This is a genomic window from Dictyobacter formicarum (genome assembly GCF_016587435.1).
In genome coordinates this window covers 99,173-116,023 of record NZ_BNJJ01000008.1, presented here as the reverse complement: position 1 = coordinate 116,023, position 16,851 = coordinate 99,173, and the positions used below count along the sequence as shown (strand labels likewise).

At 49.4% G+C, this 16,851-nt stretch carries 16 protein-coding genes and 1 pseudogene; 10 read left to right on the top strand and 7 right to left on the bottom strand.

The annotated features are described in order from the left end of the window. The first annotated feature begins 19 nt into the window (after positions 1–19). The 3 genes from JMI88_RS15330 (at position 20) to JMI88_RS15320 (ending at position 3,078) form a co-directional block, all read left to right on the top strand. The gene (locus JMI88_RS15330) at positions 20–1,342 is read left to right on the top strand and encodes a M24 family metallopeptidase (RefSeq protein WP_201362777.1); all 1,323 of its coding nucleotides are present in this window, start codon (positions 20–22) and stop codon (positions 1,340–1,342) included. A gap of 22 nt (positions 1,343–1,364) precedes the next feature. After that, on the top strand, positions 1,365–2,783 hold the full coding sequence (locus JMI88_RS15325) for a dihydrolipoamide acetyltransferase family protein (protein WP_201362774.1): 1,419 nt from the start codon (positions 1,365–1,367) through the stop codon (positions 2,781–2,783). A gap of 97 nt (positions 2,784–2,880) precedes the next feature. Beyond that, complete coding sequence (locus JMI88_RS15320) at positions 2,881–3,078, top strand: hypothetical protein (RefSeq protein WP_201362772.1); 198 nt, start codon at positions 2,881–2,883, stop codon at positions 3,076–3,078. A 48-nt stretch (positions 3,079–3,126) separates the two neighbouring features. Here the strand turns inward: JMI88_RS15320 and JMI88_RS15315 are convergent, their stop codons facing one another. The 5 genes from JMI88_RS15315 to JMI88_RS15295 all read right to left on the bottom strand — a co-directional run bounded on the left by JMI88_RS15315 (position 3,127) and on the right by JMI88_RS15295 (position 8,984). Next, the gene (locus tag JMI88_RS15315) at positions 3,127–4,248 is read right to left on the bottom strand and encodes a dipeptidase (protein ID WP_201362770.1); all 1,122 of its coding nucleotides are present in this window, start codon (positions 4,246–4,248) and stop codon (positions 3,127–3,129) included. Between the two features lie 71 nt (positions 4,249–4,319). Further along, positions 4,320–5,267 carry an aldo/keto reductase gene (locus JMI88_RS15310; protein WP_201362768.1) on the bottom strand — a complete coding sequence of 316 codons (948 nt, stop codon included), beginning with the start codon at positions 5,265–5,267 and terminating at the stop codon, positions 4,320–4,322. Positions 5,268–5,493: 226 nt separating this feature from the next. Beyond that, entirely contained in the window at positions 5,494–6,936 is a 1,443-nt protein-coding gene (locus JMI88_RS15305) for an ABC transporter permease (RefSeq protein WP_201362766.1), read from the bottom strand. 31 nt (positions 6,937–6,967) lie between these two features. Next, the gene (locus JMI88_RS15300; RefSeq protein WP_201362764.1) at positions 6,968–7,900 is read right to left on the bottom strand and encodes an ABC transporter ATP-binding protein; all 933 of its coding nucleotides are present in this window, start codon (positions 7,898–7,900) and stop codon (positions 6,968–6,970) included. 307 nt (positions 7,901–8,207) lie between these two features. Next, complete coding sequence (locus JMI88_RS15295; RefSeq protein ID WP_201362762.1) at positions 8,208–8,984, bottom strand: glycosyltransferase family 2 protein; 777 nt, start codon at positions 8,982–8,984, stop codon at positions 8,208–8,210. A 231-nt stretch (positions 8,985–9,215) separates the two neighbouring features. On the opposite strand from JMI88_RS15295, the gene JMI88_RS15290 reads away from it, so the two are divergent. Then, positions 9,216–9,476 (top strand): hypothetical protein, encoded by a 261-nt coding sequence (locus tag JMI88_RS15290; protein ID WP_201362760.1) that lies wholly within the window; start codon positions 9,216–9,218, stop codon positions 9,474–9,476. A 312-nt stretch (positions 9,477–9,788) separates the two neighbouring features. Then, complete coding sequence (locus tag JMI88_RS15285) at positions 9,789–10,052, top strand: 4Fe-4S dicluster domain-containing protein (RefSeq protein ID WP_201362758.1); 264 nt, start codon at positions 9,789–9,791, stop codon at positions 10,050–10,052. Between the two features lie 179 nt (positions 10,053–10,231). Here the strand turns inward: JMI88_RS15285 and JMI88_RS15280 are convergent, their stop codons facing one another. Next, positions 10,232–11,737: a sugar porter family MFS transporter gene (locus tag JMI88_RS15280; RefSeq protein ID WP_201362756.1), complete on the bottom strand. Its 1,506-nt coding sequence runs from the start codon at positions 11,735–11,737 to the stop codon at positions 10,232–10,234. A gap of 565 nt (positions 11,738–12,302) precedes the next feature. Next, on the bottom strand, positions 12,303–12,980 hold the full coding sequence (locus JMI88_RS15275) for a class I SAM-dependent methyltransferase (RefSeq protein WP_201362753.1): 678 nt from the start codon (positions 12,978–12,980) through the stop codon (positions 12,303–12,305). A 453-nt stretch (positions 12,981–13,433) separates the two neighbouring features. Between JMI88_RS15275 and JMI88_RS15270 the strand changes: the two genes are divergently transcribed. The 5 genes and pseudogenes from JMI88_RS15270 to JMI88_RS15250 all read left to right on the top strand — a co-directional run. Then, positions 13,434–14,141: an urease accessory protein UreF gene (locus JMI88_RS15270; protein WP_201362751.1), complete on the top strand. Its 708-nt coding sequence runs from the start codon at positions 13,434–13,436 to the stop codon at positions 14,139–14,141. A gap of 205 nt (positions 14,142–14,346) precedes the next feature. Continuing rightward, positions 14,347–15,180 (top strand): urease accessory protein UreD, encoded by an 834-nt coding sequence (locus tag JMI88_RS15265; protein WP_201362749.1) that lies wholly within the window; start codon positions 14,347–14,349, stop codon positions 15,178–15,180. A 65-nt stretch (positions 15,181–15,245) separates the two neighbouring features. Further along, the gene (locus JMI88_RS15260) at positions 15,246–15,548 is read left to right on the top strand and encodes an urease subunit gamma (protein ID WP_201362748.1); all 303 of its coding nucleotides are present in this window, start codon (positions 15,246–15,248) and stop codon (positions 15,546–15,548) included. Between the two features lie 24 nt (positions 15,549–15,572). Then, entirely contained in the window at positions 15,573–15,899 is a 327-nt protein-coding gene (locus JMI88_RS15255; protein ID WP_201362746.1) for an urease subunit beta, read from the top strand. Positions 15,900–15,994: 95 nt separating this feature from the next. Further along, a pseudogene (locus JMI88_RS15250) lies at positions 15,995–16,849 on the top strand (urease subunit alpha); the annotation flags it as partial. Positions 16,850–16,851 lie beyond the last annotated feature (2 nt).

The following is a 16,851-nucleotide window of genomic DNA, read 5'->3' as shown; positions in this document are numbered from 1 at the left end:
TAACAGAAGGAGCTGAAACATGACAATCAAAACCTATGGCTTGATGAGTGTTGACTGGGAGGAACGCACAAACTTTGAGCGACTGCGTACACAACGTCTGGAACGCATCAAAGCCTTGCTCCAGAAGTCCGAAATGGGCGCCTTGCTCTGCTTTGATATGAATAACATCCGCTATATCACCGCCACCCATATCGGTACCTGGGCAATGGATAAACTAGCGCGCTTTAGCCTGCTGCCACAGAATGACGAGCCCATCATGTGGGATTTTGGCTCGGCGGCCCGCCATCATCAGCTTTATAGTCCCTGGCTGGGCGAACGCTCGCGGGCTGGCATCTCAACCCAGCGTGGCGCCATGGCGCCAGAATCTGGCCGGGCTGAAGATGTGGCGCGCAAGATTCGCATTGAACTGGAAGAACGAGGTCTCCTCCATGAGCCGCTGGGCGTCGATGTCATTGAGCTACCCGTACTCTTCGCCCTGCAGGCTGAAGGCATCAAGGTCGTTGATGGCCAGCAGCTAATGCAGCAGGCCCGCTTAATCAAAACGCAGGACGAAATCACCTTGCTATCAAGCGCGTGCATGATGGTGGATGCCGCTTATGATGAGCTCTATCGCGCCATGAAACCGGGTATGCGTGAAAATGAGTGCGTAGGGCTGGTGAGCAAAGTGCTCTACGACCTGGGTTCAGAACATGTCGAGGGCGTCAACGCCATCTCCGGTGAGCGATGTAGTCCTCATCCCCACGTATATACAGATCGCGCCCTCCGCCCTGGTGATCCAGCCTATTTTGACATTCTGCATAGCTACAATGGATATCGCACCTGCTACTATCGTACCTTTGCCATCGGTAGTGCATCGCAGGCACAGGTCGATGCCTATAAAAAGTGCCGCGCTATTTTAGATCAAGCGATCCACGCCATCAAGCCAGGCGTCACCACAGCTGACATTGTGAAACTATGGCCGAAAGCTCAAGAGTTTGGCTTCCCCAACGAAGAAGCAGCCTTTGCCCTGCAATATGGTCACGGCGTCGGCCTCTCAATCTGGGAAAAACCGATCTTTAGCCGCCTGGTCTCGCTGGATCATCCGGAAGAGATCAAAGAGGGCATGGTTTTCGCACTGGAAACATTCTGGCCCGCTCGCGACGGCTGGTCAGCGGCGCGCATCGAGGAGCAACTGGTAGTCACCAAAGATGGTTGCGAGGTTATTACACGCTTCCCGGCTGAAGAATTAATGGTGGCTGGCGTACGCTACTATACCGCCACGGGACCTCTAGCTACCACGCGCGAGACGCAATCACATTTGAATACGCCGGTAGCAGATGCTGGAGCGATCACCGCTCGCTAGTGTGCAGAATAGAGAAGCAAGTATGGCAAAGGATATGATCTTACCCGCCCTGGGAATGGCTCAGAGTACAGGCAAAGTGGTGCGCTGGCTCAAACCATCTGGTGAATGGGTCCAGATGGGTGATTCCGTCGTAGAGATAGAAACAGACAAGGCGACCGTAGAGCTTGAAGCTCCGGCGGCAGGTATCCTGGTCCAACGCATTACCGTGTCCGACGAGGATATCCCTGTCGGACACGTTATCGCGCAAATCATGACTATAGATGAGGCTTCACAACAAGAGGTCGGTGGTTCTGTGGTCAAATCCGGCGCTGCAAACGCGGTCGTAGACAATACAGATCACCACAGCGCTACACCAGCCACACCTGCTCCCAACCTGGCTGACAGTAGTCAGGTTGCTACATTCACACACGCCATCAGCCCGCTAGCTGCCCGGATGGCGGCCGAGCACCATCTGGATCTCAGGCTTATCCAGCCCGGCGGCAGACGCATCGAGAAGACGGATGTGCTGGCATACCTCCAGCAAGCAACAGCCTCAAAAACACAACCACAGCAAGAGTCTCCCAGGCTGCTCGCCGCCTCGCCAAAAGCGCGCCGCTTAGCGCGGGAACAGGGCATCAGCCTCGCGACCCTGACTGGCAGTGGACCCGACCAGGCGGTGCTGGCAGCCGATATCGCCACCCACATGGCTATACAGCAATCGGTACCTGCCGCGGCAACGTCTACAATGACCCCAACAGCCAGCAATCAACACAATGGTCAGTCTGATAACGCCGCGAGCACGTTAAGCACAATCTGGCGCATCATGGCTGAGCGCACAACGCAAAGCTGGACCAGCGTACCGCATTTTTTTCTCATGCGAGAAATCAATGCGAGCCGCATCATTGCCTGGCGCGAGCAGCTGCTCAAGCGTACACAGGAAAAATGCACCTATACTGATTTGCTGGTCAAGCTGGTCGCGGCCGCGTTAAAGGAACATCCACGCATCAACGCCAGCTGGCGCGACAAGAGCATCCATTACAACGCAGACATCAACATCGGCATAGCCGTAGCGATCAACGACGGACTGGTTGTGCCTGTCATCCAGCATACCGATCAGCTATCGGTAGAAGAGATTGCGCAGCAACGCACAGCATTGGTAGCACAGGCGCAAGCGGGCAAACTACGACCGCAGGATATGCAACACGGTACCTTCACCATCAGCAACCTGGGCATGTATGGCATCGACGGCTTCACAGCCATCATCAATCCACCACAGGCCGCCATCCTGGCAGTAAGCCGCATCAGTGACCGCGTGATAGCTGTGAATGGGCAACCCATGGTCCAACCAATGATGACCTGCAGCCTCTCCTGTGATCACAGAGTCATCGACGGCGCCCGTGGCGCACAATTTCTCGCAACCCTGGCCGATCTAATCGAAGAACCGCTCAGCCTTTTACACTGAACGTAACGCCTCCACGCACACATACTTCTTCCCGCAATATGTATGCTTCCTTTCACGAAAGGAAGCATACATGCTATACTTTAGGGGAGGTAGTTTTATGGAAAATTTTGATGAATTAGACAATCAGGTTTTGGCCAACCTGATGAAAATAAAAAAGAAGCGCGATGCCAATCTACGTTTTAGAGCAGAGCAAAAAGAGCGACTCGAAAAAACGCTCAATGATCCTCTGCTCTCGCCGGTAGCCAAAAGCAACATTGAAAGACAATTACGCGAACTCATCACACCAAACGATTGATATTTGATGTATTCTATGAATATCAATACTACGCATGCAGGCCAGGCATCAATGCCAGGTATGCCGGAAAATACGTAGCCAGTTCTCCGAAGCAATCAAGCGCAGTGACCGCTCATCATAGCCATGCGCGGCCAGCGCGGCATAGAGCCTGGGCAAACCAGTAATATCATGAAGATCCCGAGGCATGGTTGCGCCATCATAATCGGTGCCAATGGCGACCCGCTCAATCCCTAAATGCTCCACCAGGTAGTCAACATGGCGGATAAGATCCTCCAGCGGGGTATCTATGTTGCCTTTCCCATCTGAGCGCACATCATAGACATTGAAGTTAATACCGACCAGGCCATCGGAAGCTTTAATAGCATCCAGCTGTTTATCGGTTAGATTGCGCGCCGATGGACAGATAGCATAAGCATTGGAATGCGTGGCTACCAGTGGTGTATGCGAGAGACGAGCAACATCCCAGAAGCCTTTCTCATTGAGATGAGAGAGGTCCAGCATGACGCCTAACTGATTACAGGCTCGCACCAGAGCTTTACCGGCATCGGTCAGACCCGGACCCGTATCGGGAGAATGGCCAACCACCAGCGGTACACCATAGCCAAAGATATTTGGGCGACTCCAGACAGGACCAAGTGAGCGCAGCCCAGCTTGATACAGCACATCCAGTGTGGCCAGTTGTGGGTCAATCATCTCCGCGCCTTCGATATGCAGGATGGCTGCCATTATCCCTTGTTGCAGACATGTTTCAAGTTCAGCGGTATTGCGCACAATCTTTAAGCGACCTTGCGAGCCAGCCTCTAAGCGGTAAAGAGAGGAGATGATCTGCCAGGTTGCCTGCTGCGCGTATTCATAGCCAATGGCGGGCCTGATATAGCGCTCATACCAACGCTCCGGTGGCACATCCGGAGTCGCGGATGTCGAACAACAATCGGCGGTAGCTTTAGGAGTGGGAACGTAAACGGCAAAGAAGGCCCCACACATCCCTCCCTCCAGTGCTCGCGGATAATCAATATCGCCATTCTGGCCACGCGAAAAAAAATCTTGCACGAATGGAAGCTCACTGGCCGGCATAGCCACTGTCGGCTGCTGGAGCGGCTCTATGTTATAAAAACGTAACAACGTATCCATATGCCCGATCAGGGTTGGATAGCTAGATGTATCTACCATACTAATTTCTTTCTAGAGAGCATGCATAACAAGCCAGACGAAGTCTCAAAAAGGAAGATGCAGACCTGGTACTAAGACAAACGGATAGACTCAATCTCACGCCACAACTCATCTGGAATAGGAGTTTGCGCCAGCTTCACGGTCTCATCTAATCGCTCTGGGCGTGACATGCCAATCACAGTCGAGTGAATGCGCGAATCACGCAGGGAGAATTGCAGTGCCACCACAGCCAGAGGAACATGATAACGCTGACAGGCATCGTCAAATTTCATCGCCTTCTCTACATATTCTCGGGATGCCTCATCGTACTCATAGCGTGCATATGCACGCGGTCCCTTGGCCAGTATGCCACTACCATAAGGAGCCGCGTTCACCGCTCCAACGCCATGCCGCTGGCACACATCCCAGAACGGATCAGCCTCTGTATTGAGCAAAGTATAGCGATTATGAGAGATAGCCGCCTCAAAAATATCGGTCTCAACGAACCGCGTCATTAAATCAATCGGGCCACCAGCTACACCTAAATGCTCAATTAAGCCCTCTTCTTTACAGCGCTGCAATACCTCAACGGGTCCATTGGGAGCCATAGCAGCTTCGAATGTCGTGTACTCTGGATCGTGCAGGTAGAGCAGCGGCAAACAATCTAAGCCCAGCAATCGTAAGCTACGCTCAACACTTCTACGCATCTGATCGCCACTAAAATCGCCCGTCTGGAGGTCACGATCAGCCTTGGTGGCCAATGTATATCCAACCGGCACACCACCCAACTCTTTCAGTACAATCCCGATACGACGCTCGCTCTCACCATCACCATAGGACGCCGCCGTATCCATAAAAGTAATCGGGCTCTTAAAAATGGCGCGAATCGTCTCTAGAGCACGCTCTTCAGGCACCGAATACGTAAATGTAGCGGGCATATCACCCAGGGGGGCACACCCTACACACAATCCTGGTACCTCTAAACCTGTTTTTCCCAACGTACGAACAGGCAGGATAGGGCCTGGCTGAGAATCTGTCATAAAGCTCTCCTTATTAACACGCTACGTTCTATCGCAAAGTATAAAATATCATTATACGCCACAAAAAATTCCTTTTAACAGTATCGCACACAACCACTTAGCCAGGCAGATCAAATGGATCTACGACGCATTTAAGAATCAGCAGGAAATCCCACTCTTTAGCTTAGGGGTCCATTTCCTGCTGCTTGATACTTATCTTGATGTAGAATTCGAACTAAACTCGTAATCAGCGTAGCATTCTGGCGAGCTGGCGTAAACCAGGTTTTTGTCCATACATCAAAATGCCGATGCGATAAATGCGCGAAGAAGCCCAGGCGCAGATCACAATAGACACCAACAGAATGCCGATACTCAGGACAATTTCCCAGCCGCTGACAGCATTGGTGGCAATACGCATCATCATCATAGTTGGAGTCCAGAAGGGAACGAATGACATGACTTTAAACCAAGTAGCCCCTGACCCGATGGAGCCTCCAATAAAACTGGCCATGTAACCAACCATAAAGATAGTTGTTAATGGTCCAACTGTATTCTGTACCTCATCCTGACGCTTAACCAGGGCGCCCAGGGCCGCAAACAGGGTAGAATACAACAAGAACCCCAGCACAAAGTAGAGCAGCAGCAGTAACAAGAGTGTCGTTGAAGCGTGGATAAAGCTCAGGTTAACAGGCAAACCGTTGGTTTGCAACGCCGTACTCAGGGGTCCTTGCAACAACAGGCCAATGAGACCGGTAGCAACCAGGCAAACCATCTGGGTCAGACCGGCAGCACCGATGCCAAGAATTTTGCCCCACAAGAGCTGAAAAGGCGTAGCGGCATTCACCAGAATCTCCATGATCCGGCTACCTTTTTCATCGGCCACGCCATTGGCCACCCACATGCCATAGAGGTAGACCGCCATAAAGATCAATACGGTCCCGATCACACCCAGAAAATAGCCGCCCGCCAGCGTCATCAGCGAGTCATTGCCATTGCCTTTCTGGGTATAGACTACATTGAAATCGGGTGGGGTCAGCAAATGCTGGGTTTGCTCGGGCGTCAGACCCAGGCGGGACGATTTATCCTGCACACTCAATTGCCCGGCAACAGCTTGCACCTGGGTCAGATCAGTATCGCTGAGGCTGGCGGTGGCGGTATAATAGGTGAAGCGCACATCTTTATTCGCGGCCCGATCCAGCACCAACAAGACATTCAACTTGCCATCCTTCACATCCTTTTGCAATTGATCTAATGCAGAAGAAGTACCGCTATTTAAAGCAAAATGTGGCGTTCCCTTTTGCTGACCAGACGCCTGGTTCGTGCCCTGAATTCCATTTTGGGCAGACCCGTTGAGGCTGCGATTAAAGTATTGCAACAAGCTATCGCCACTCAGGCCAGCAGTGATGCCAGCGTTATTGACAATTGTGACATGGGACTGAGAATTTGAGCGGGCCGCGAAAAACTGGATCACGGTAGGAACACAGGAGCCAACCAGGGCGAATAAGACAAACAACGCCGTAGTAATAATATAACTACGCTGGGTGACACGATTTTTATATTCGCGACGAGCAATCAGAGCAATATTGCGCCATGTATTACTGTGGGAATCACGGCTGGATCTCACCACCTCAGCTTTGTGAGCCGTTGGCACAACCTCGTCAACAGGGGGCATAACAGTTTTATTTGACATATATCCTCTTCTATTTATATGCAACTTATAGCTATGCAACGGTGGCAGGAGCATCAGGCAAGGCGATATTACCGACGCGCTCAATAAAGATATCGGTAAGTGAAGGTTCGGCTAATTCAAAGCGATTAATCTGACCAGAATGCCGCAGGGCCGCTTCGAGAATCACATTCGGATTGAGATCTGAGCGAATCTGCATCTCAATATAATCCTGGCGCCGCTTGGTCACCTGGACACCATCCATATTATCCAGCCAGAGTGCTTGAGGATCATTTTCTAGTTTTAAGCGCACAATATTGCGTCCATGTTGACGCCGCACCTCCTGCACGCTCCCTTTTACCACCGTTTCCCCTTTATTAATGATCACAATATCCTCACACATCTCTTCAACCTGATCCAACTGGTGGGTCGAAAAAATGATCGTCTTGCCGCGCCGATGCATCTCTAAAAAGGCATTCTTCAACACAATAGCATTCACCGGATCAAGTCCACTGAACGGTTCATCCATAATCAGAATAGAGGGATTATGAAGGATCGTAGCCAGAAATTGAATCTTCTGTTGATTACCTTTAGAGAGATCTTCTATCTTCTTTTTACGATTAGCATTAATCTGGAAACGATCCAGCCACTCATCCAATGCACTCTTTGCATCTTTTTTAGACAGACCATTCAACTGAGCGAGGAAAAGTAATTGCTCTTCAACGCTCATTTTTGAATACAGGCCGCGCTCTTCAGGTAAATATCCCAATTCGCGGCGTGGAATTTCGCGCACATCCTTGCCATTCCAGGTAATCTGTCCACTATCTGGACGAAAGATATCCAGTACCATGCGCATCGTTGTCGTCTTACCGGCCCCATTCGAGCCCAGCAAGCCAAACAACGCGCCCTCTTTAACTTCCATAGATAGATTTTTTACAGCCTGAAACTGGCCAAAAGATTTACTAATATTATCTACAATGAGTCCCATTTATAGCTCCTCACCAGATATCATTATTGCTTATAACGCGCATATTTTAACATAGCAATATCGCCGAGCATAAAAAAAAGTCATCCATAAATTATGGACGTCATTAACGGTAAAAATAAAATTATGAGCCCACCCCTAAAGAAGTATAGCCAACGGCTCGTCACCCTGGGGCGCTAACGCCCCCATCCATTTTATGTAGTGTTGCAGCCAGTGCGCCTGGGGCGCACTGGCTGCAACACTACATAAAATTGTTTTGAGCGCCGAAGGCGCGTATCGTCAGGGGCCGAAGGCACGAAAAGCATAGTTCTTAAACGCGCCTTCGGCGCTCTTTTTCTTGCAGACGCCATTTGCGAGCATAATAGAAAAGCTCTCTGAAGGCACGCAAAATGACCCTGGGATGGGCTCCTGTGGCCTGTCCGGTACGCCTGGGCAAATGGTGGACCCCAATTTCTTTAAAAGAGTAGCCAGCGCGCTTCAACTTATAGAGCATCTCGGCATTGATCATCGCGCCCCGCGTCTCGAAATTGCTCTGATGAATAAAAGCTGTACGATAAACTTTAAAGGCGCAATCGACGTCACGCACATGAACACCCAGGACCAAACGAATCAGCTGCTTCCATCCCCAGGCATTCAGTTTACGCATCCAGGTATCCTGGCGATCAATGCGATAGCCCAGCACTGCATCATACTGGTCGATGAAAGGAAAAAACAAGCTGATTTCGCGAATATCAAATTGCCCATCGGAATCCATAAAGAATGTCAAATCTTTATTGGCCGCATTAAATCCGCTGACAAGGGCCGCACCATAACCCTGGTTCACAGGATGGGTAATGACGCGCACACGCTGATCTTGCTCCGACAAAGCTTGAAGTATCTCGCCTGTGCGGTCCTTGCTGCCATCATTGACCACCACTATTTCAAAATCATTTACCCAGGGACTCAAAGTCTCCAGAATATATGTCACAGTCGTTGCAATTACCTGCTCTTCATTATGAGCGGGCAATACGATGGAAAGACTCTGTGTAAGTTTAGGCGCTGGCTCATCAGTGGCTACCTTGCCACTAAAGGATGGTGTAGAATGCATAACACTAAACCTTCCGTTATAACTGCCCCTATTATAATTGTTTTATGATTATTCGGGTATCCCCCCCTCAATATTGCCTGTATTTGAGAGCAGTATAATCGAAAAATATCAGGAATGCTTCGGGGAAATCCCTGAAGTGCAGGCAAAATTGATGCTCAGGAATAACAAGGACTATCGATTGGCTAGAAAAAAGTCAACGGTAATTTATGTAGTGTATCATAAAATACTGCATTGACGACATTAGTGGTTATATATTTTAGCTATCGCCTGGCGGTTATTCCTGACGAGCTGCGAGGAAGGGTCATCAGCGCTTGCCGCATGTTTACGGCCATCAGCAATCCACTGGGCCAATTCTTAATGGGCTGGCTGCTCGAAAAATATGGGCCCCGACCAACTATTGTGGTGGGCTGGCTGGTACTCACACTGGTTGCCACGCTGTTCACTCCCTCGCCACACATCAGGGCAGCCAAACATCCAACCGCATCGTCGTAGCGCTAGCCGCTCATCCCAAATAATTGCAGCATCCATAGTGGTCACACTATTACAAGATAGCATCTATGCATATAAAAGGTTCCCTTTATGTATCTCTATTACATATATCTCTATGAAAGGAAACCAACTATAGTTGATACCACGAAGCACGGTCTGCAAACGTTTTGCCGATGACGGATCATCAAAATAATTGAGAGGAATAGAATCCAAAAAAAACCTTCCTAATAACATTTACAGCAGCCATGAATTGTACAATAATAAGAAGAAGGGTTCATTCTTCCCTAATTGTTAATCTTGAAAGGATTATTCACTATGGCCTACGTAATCACCCAGCCTTGTATCGGCACCAAAGATGCCTCCTGCGTGGATGTCTGTCCAGTTGATTGCATCCATCCTGGACCCGGCGAAGACGGCTATGATGATAATGAGCAGCTCTACATCCACCCGGACGAATGCATCGACTGCGGCGCATGTGAGCCTGCTTGTCCAGTCACCGCCATTTTCGAGGAATCCGCGGTACCTGCTGAGTGGAAGCAATGGATCAAAATCAATGCCGATTTTTTCCAGGGAGCTTAAACTCTATTTGTAATCTCAATGAAAAGTTGAGGATTAACAAAAAATAGGGTAATACATATAGTGATATCTTTTGCAAGGCCTCTCTCGGAAACAAGAATGTCAGCCGGGATGCAAAGGATATCACTTTTTATACCCATCTTACAATTGACTGCATACATCAACACCCAATGTTATGTCCTTCAAAGGTATTTGCGCGACTTCATGTTAGTGATAGATTCAGCCGCCACAACTTCTTTCTTCTCCCACTTACGCCCATTGAGCCAGTAGGCTTCAATTTGTTCCAGACTCTTATTCCTGGTTTCGGGAACAAAAAGAATGCAGAAAATCAGCGCCAGGATACTCATACAAGCATAGACCCAGAAGGTAAAGCTTTTGCCAATCAGGTTGATCAGTGATAAGAATGTTAGACTAACCAACAAATTGGCACTCCAGTTAGCAAACGTAGCGATACTGGCTCCACTGGCCCGTAGATGAGTGGGGAAAATTTCTGCACACATCAGCCAGAACACCGGGCCCAGACTGACGGCAAACGCAATCACATAACCCAATAATGCCATTAAGATGAGGTAGCCCGACTCCTGGGGCCCGATCGCAAAGATTACTCCTAATACCACTAAAGTGATGGCCATGCTAATGGTACCGCCAATGAGTAGCGCTCGTCTTCCCACGCGATCAATCAGGATGCCAGCAACAATTGTCATCAACACATTTACGACCCCAATAATACTGGTGGCAAGAATAGCACTGGTGGCAGAGGTGAAACCAGCATATTCAAAGATAGTTGGCGCATAATAGATAACAGTATTAATACCCACTATCTGTTGAAAAATGGCCAGGCCGATGCCGGTCAGCAAAGCCACGCGCAAGCCAGGGCGTAGCAGTTCACGAAACGAGCCACGATTAGGTCTACCAGCAAAAGACGAGCGGATCGTCTGCCACTCCTGTGTCGCTTCCTCAAAAGTACAGAGCCGCTCCAATACTAACGCAGATTCGGACCAACGACCCTTACTAGCCAGCCAGCGCGGTGATTCGAGGGTAAAGAGCATTCCAATCAGTAGCGCCAATCCTGGAATCGCCGTAACCGCGTACATCGGAGGCCATCCCATATGCGCGTTTGCAAACGCCAGGTCGACCCAGTAAGCCAGGGCAATCCCAATCGTCAATGCCAGTTGATTAAACGTCACCAGCACGCCACGCAGGCGAAAAGGCGCAATTTCCGAAATGTAGACAGGGACAATACTGGCCGTTGCGCCAATACTCAGGCCTACGATTAAACGCAAGACCAGAAACATTGTCCAGTTAACAGAAAGGGCTGTACATATAGTTCCCAGCGTAAACACACCAGCAGTCAGTCGCAGAGTCGTGCGCCGTCCCAGCATATCGCTAAGCTTGCCACCACCCAGCGATCCAATGGCCGCGCCTAATAGAGCGATACTAACCGTAATTTCTTGCATCCAGGCATTTAAAGCAAAACTCACCCGTAAAAACAACATAGCCCCAGAAATGACTGCCGTATCATAACCAAACAAGAGACCGCCCAGAGCCGCAATTATGACAACCACAAAGAGTAGTACACGCTGGCGCCAACCGTTCTGTTGACGTACCTTCAAAGGACTATTCTCCGTTAATTGTGGCCTGAAAAACAAACCATCATCATCCCTACCACTACTATTCCGATTATTCATTAACGTCCCTCCTCCACGTCTCCACATTTGAGGACACAATTTTTGCACTTTTGACAACATCAACGTATATCATTACTAAGGCACAAAAACTGTTTTCATACACATATTATATATATTGAGCAAAAAAGTAATTGCTCTAACGAGAATATAAATGAATAGTTAAAAAATTTACCCCGCCAGGCTCAAAAAAATATAGGCACTACCAGGCGTGCAGATACTGATATGGTATTGCCATGCCTGATGGCGCCTATATTTAGAAAAACCATACTTTTCGCGCCTACGGCGCTCAAACATTTTTTATAAAGAGTTGCCAGCGCGCTGGCAACTCTTTATAACAGCGTGTCTGATTCCCACGCCCATCGTGGTCTCTTTGCCTCACGCTACGCTCCTGCGGAGCTCAAAAGAGGTTTTTATGTTGGTGCAAAACATGCGCTGTGCGCATGTTTTGCACCAACATAAAAAAAGAGATTGGGGACGCCTGCGTTCCCCAGGTCCAGGGACGCTCTGACTCCCAACATATTGGGAATCAGACGCGCCCTAAATTAAGATGGGCCCGCCAGGAACTTTAGTTAGTAGGGAGTTCGCGCTGATATTGTACACGGAACCTTCTGGATGGTGGCACTTCATGATCCAAATAATCTTCAAATTGTATCTGCCGCAAACCTGCAGCGGTAAATACATCCAGATTTTCTCTGGTCAACGACCATGTAATGCCTGCTACATGATCGTCGGAGGAACGTCCACGGCAAACCACCAGTAGCCTCCCTCCATCCGCCAGGCAGTTCGCAAGAGAACTGGCTAACCGGGGATGCAGATCGGCGGGTAAAACCTGCACTGTATATGCTTCAAAAATAAAATCAAAACTATGTTGCCAGGAAGAAGGGACATTCAGGGCATCCATAGCTACATAGTGGACAGGAGAATCAGGAAACCGCTGCTGGCACCAGGAGATGGCGGTTGGCGAAATATCAAACGCCACAACGTCAAAACCCCTGCGCGCCAATTCTTCGGCGTCATCACCAAGTCCACAACCAACCACTAATGCTTTATGTCCATGACCATCAATCTGCTGCCGATCCAACCACTCAACCAGGCCAGGATTACTGATCATGTCAGCCCAATGAATAGCCTGCTCATTACCGTTGGCTTCAACATAAAATGGCTCAAACCAGCCAGTTTTATCGCCGCGTTGCGAAAACTCCTGGGCCATTTGTCGTGCTCTACTTCGTGCTCGATCTTGCATCCTACAATTTTATCCTTTGCTAAAATTTCTGGCACAAGTATAAAGCAAGATCAGAAACTTGTCTAATGCCAAGAACATGCATAACTGATAATATAACGGCATCAAAAAATGGAAGCTTGCGAATACATAATAATAAAAATCACTATTTTTAATTATTTACATCTTTGGAACGATAGAGTATATTGCTTGCAGTGAAAACGGACGCTATTAACCACGTAAATATTCAGCTTCGTGAAGGAAACAAGTAAATTCTAACGGAAACACGTTCTAACCCATACAACGTCCGTTTTCATTATACTTTCTTTATGGCACTAAACCTGATAATATTCCAATCTTAGGCTTCATATTAGAAAATTGTAATTTCTGCTCCTCTGAGGTAAACTACTAGCAGTTTCATATTTCTACCCACGTCTCACCAGAGAAAATTGTTTTTCGAGAAGCCAATGGAGTGCTATGCGCATTGATAACCTGCCATTCTTAAAGTTGTTGCAACTAGCTGATAGCGCTTTACCTATTGGTTCAGCTGCCCATTCCTTTGGACTGGAAACCCTTACGATCGAGGATAATCTGAATGTAGAACAGCTGGAAGTTTTCTTTCAGCACTACCTGGCAGAAACCGGGGGATTGGAGAGCGCATACTGTCGTCTCGGTCATCGCTTGTTGCCAGGGATAGATGCTGAGCTGGTCACCGATGCATGGTTAACGCTCAACCATCGCTTGAGCGCGCTCAAAACTGCCCGCGAGAGCCGCGTGGCGAGCACAACCCTGGGACGGCGTTTTCTGCAACTGGTTATAACCCTGGAAGATGCTCCGTGTCTGCGTCAGGCATTAACGATCGCTCGCCAGCAACAGAGCGATATTCACTACAGCATCGCTTTTGGCCTGGTCGGAGCCACGTTGGGAATCGATGAAACAACCACGGTACTGGCCTACCTTCAGCAGTCGTTGGCCAATCTAATCTCTGCCGGGCAGCGTCTGCTTCCACTGGGACAAAATCAAGCTAGCGGAATGCAATGGCGCCTGAAGGCCACGCTACTGGAAATCGCGGAGCGCAGCATTGATCAAGCGAAGCAGCCCACAGAGCTTAATGTGTTTACGCCATTGTTGGATATCAGCAGTATGCGACATCCACAGCTTCAAACGCGGCTCTTTATCAGCTAAGCGTAGTATGTACTTATAGACTCAACGTTTGAGTCCAGGCAACTATAGCTGGCCTATCATCGCACACACTATATATTCATTTCACCAGCCTGTACACGCACTGCCGCGTCAACAGTCTCCACAGAACGATCTGAGCCAGAGCTAGAAAGTCGAGTGGACCATCATTCAAACATCATTAATACAAAAGAGAGCTGTTCAAGGGAATTTGCGCCTTGACTTTACCTATGATGAAGCCACGCAGCGCACACGACTTCAGCATAGTGAACAGAGTCCGCCGCTCAAAGTCATTCGCGCCTTCCCTCTACCAACGGGAGGGGCACTCGTTCATCTGCATAATATTTCAGGTGGCGTCCTGGCAGGTGACCAGTTGAACATCAACGTCAATATTGGTCCCGCTGCCTATGCACAGTTAACGTCAACCAGTGCGACTCGACTCTATCGCAGTCTTCCAGAGTCCCCACCCGCCAGGCAGCTAACGCAAATACAGGTGGCCCAAAACGGACTACTAGAATACGTTCCGGATCCATTGATTCCTTTTGCTTGCGCTCGCTATCAACAGCAGACGCGCATCCAGCTGGCACCTGGAGCTGGTCTGTTCTATTGGGAAACTATCGCTCCGGGTCGCACAGCTCGCGGTGAACTCTTTGAGTACGATTTACTCCAGCTGAAATGTGAAATCATGGTTGAAGATAAGCCAATTGCCATCGAGCATATCAAACTGGAACCACGACGGCACAACCTTTCATCACTGGCCAGGCTGGGTCCCTATAATTATTTCTGTAACTTCTACATCTGCAAGGTTGGCCTGGACCCGGCACGCTGGCTGCAGCTTGAAGATGATCTCAGCAATATAGCCGGGCAGCTAACACGGCCCGACGAAATAAGCTGGGGCGTCAGCACCCTGACCGCCCATGGACTGGTGATACGCGCGCTCAGTAAGCAAAACACCGCTCTGCCAGCTGGCTTGTTAAGCTTCTGGCGCATAGCTACACAAATGCTTTATGGAAGGGATGCGCTTCCACCCCGCAAGATCAACTAATGCTTCATGTGCTCGCCTATGAGAAACAAAATAGGCAATAAAATTAAAAAGGAGGGTTGATAACAGTGTTACTTACACAACGCGAGCAAGAAAAACTGCTCATCTTTGTAGCGGCCGAACTGGCACGTAAACGTCAGGCCAGAGGGCTTAAACTCAATTATCCAGAAGCTATCGCCATCATTACGGCTGAAATCATGGAAGCAGCGCGCGATGGCAAAACGGTGGCTGAAATCATGAGCTTTGGTAGCGCTATTCTTTCGCGTGACGATGTGATGGATGGTGTTCCTGAACTGATCTATGAAGTTCAGGTTGAGGCGACCTTTCCAGATGGTACCAAATTGGTAACGATTCACGATCCAATCAAATAGTTACCCCTGTGGAGGAGGATAGCGATGCAACCAGGTGAGTATCTACTTGATGAAACAGGTGGAGATATAGAAATCAATGCTGGCAGGGAAACTACTACACTGCTGGTGAAAAATCGGGGCGATCGACCGGTACAGGTTGGGAGCCATTATCATTTCTATGAGGTAAACAAGGCCCTGGAATTTGAACGTCAACAGGCTTATGGCATGCGTTTAAATATCGCCTCGGGTACCGCGGTACGCTTTGAGCCGGGAGAAGAAAAGGAAGTGAGCCTGGTGGCATTTGGAGGCGCACGCATGGTCTATGGGCATAACGGCAAGGTAAATAGACAACTTGACCTGCAAAAGCGCTAAAGCAAAACACGACAGGATGTTTGTGATCGCAGACAATCATAGGTAAGTCAAGGCACTGTTACTATTACAGATATTGACGAGAGGTCAAAACACGTATGAGCTTACGCATCCCTCGCCGGATGTACGCTGATCTCTATGGCCCTACAATAGGTGATCGCGTGCGGTTGGCTGATACCGAGTTACTGATTGAGATTGAAAATGATTACACCGTTTACGGCGATGAGATTACCTTCGGCTGCGGGAAGGTTATTCGCGACGGCATGGGCCAGAGCAGTCGCGCTACCCGTGAAAGATCTCAGGGAACTCTAGACCTGGTAATTACCAACGCGATCATTATCGACCACTGGGGCATCGTCAAAGGGGATATCGGCATTCGGGATGGACGCATCGTCAAGGTCGGAAAAGCCGGTAATCCTGATACGATGGACGGCGTTGACCCTGAACTCGTGGTTGGCTCGGGAACCGAGGTGATTGCTGGCGAGAATATGATCGTGACAGCTGGTGGAATCGACTCGCACATCCACTTTATTTCTCCACAACAGGTCTATGAGGCGATGTCCAACGGCATCACGACCATGATTGGCGGTGGTACGGGTCCCGCAACGGGCACCAATGCGACCACCTGTACGCCAGGAGCCTGGAATCTGGCACGCATGCTGCAAGCAGCAGAACATTGGCCTGTCAATTTCGGCTTTCTTGGCAAAGGGAACACCTCAACAAGTGAGCCATTGGAAGAGCAGGTGCTTGCAGGAGCCTGTGGGCTCAAATTACACGAAGACTGGGGCACCACACCGGCCGCGATTGATGCCTGTCTTAAAATCGCAGACCAATATGATATCCAGGTAGCTATTCATACTGATACGATTAATGAGGCCGGATTTGTAGAGGATACGATTGAGGCCATCGGCCAGAGGACGATCCACACCTATCATACCGAAGGGGCCGGGGGGCC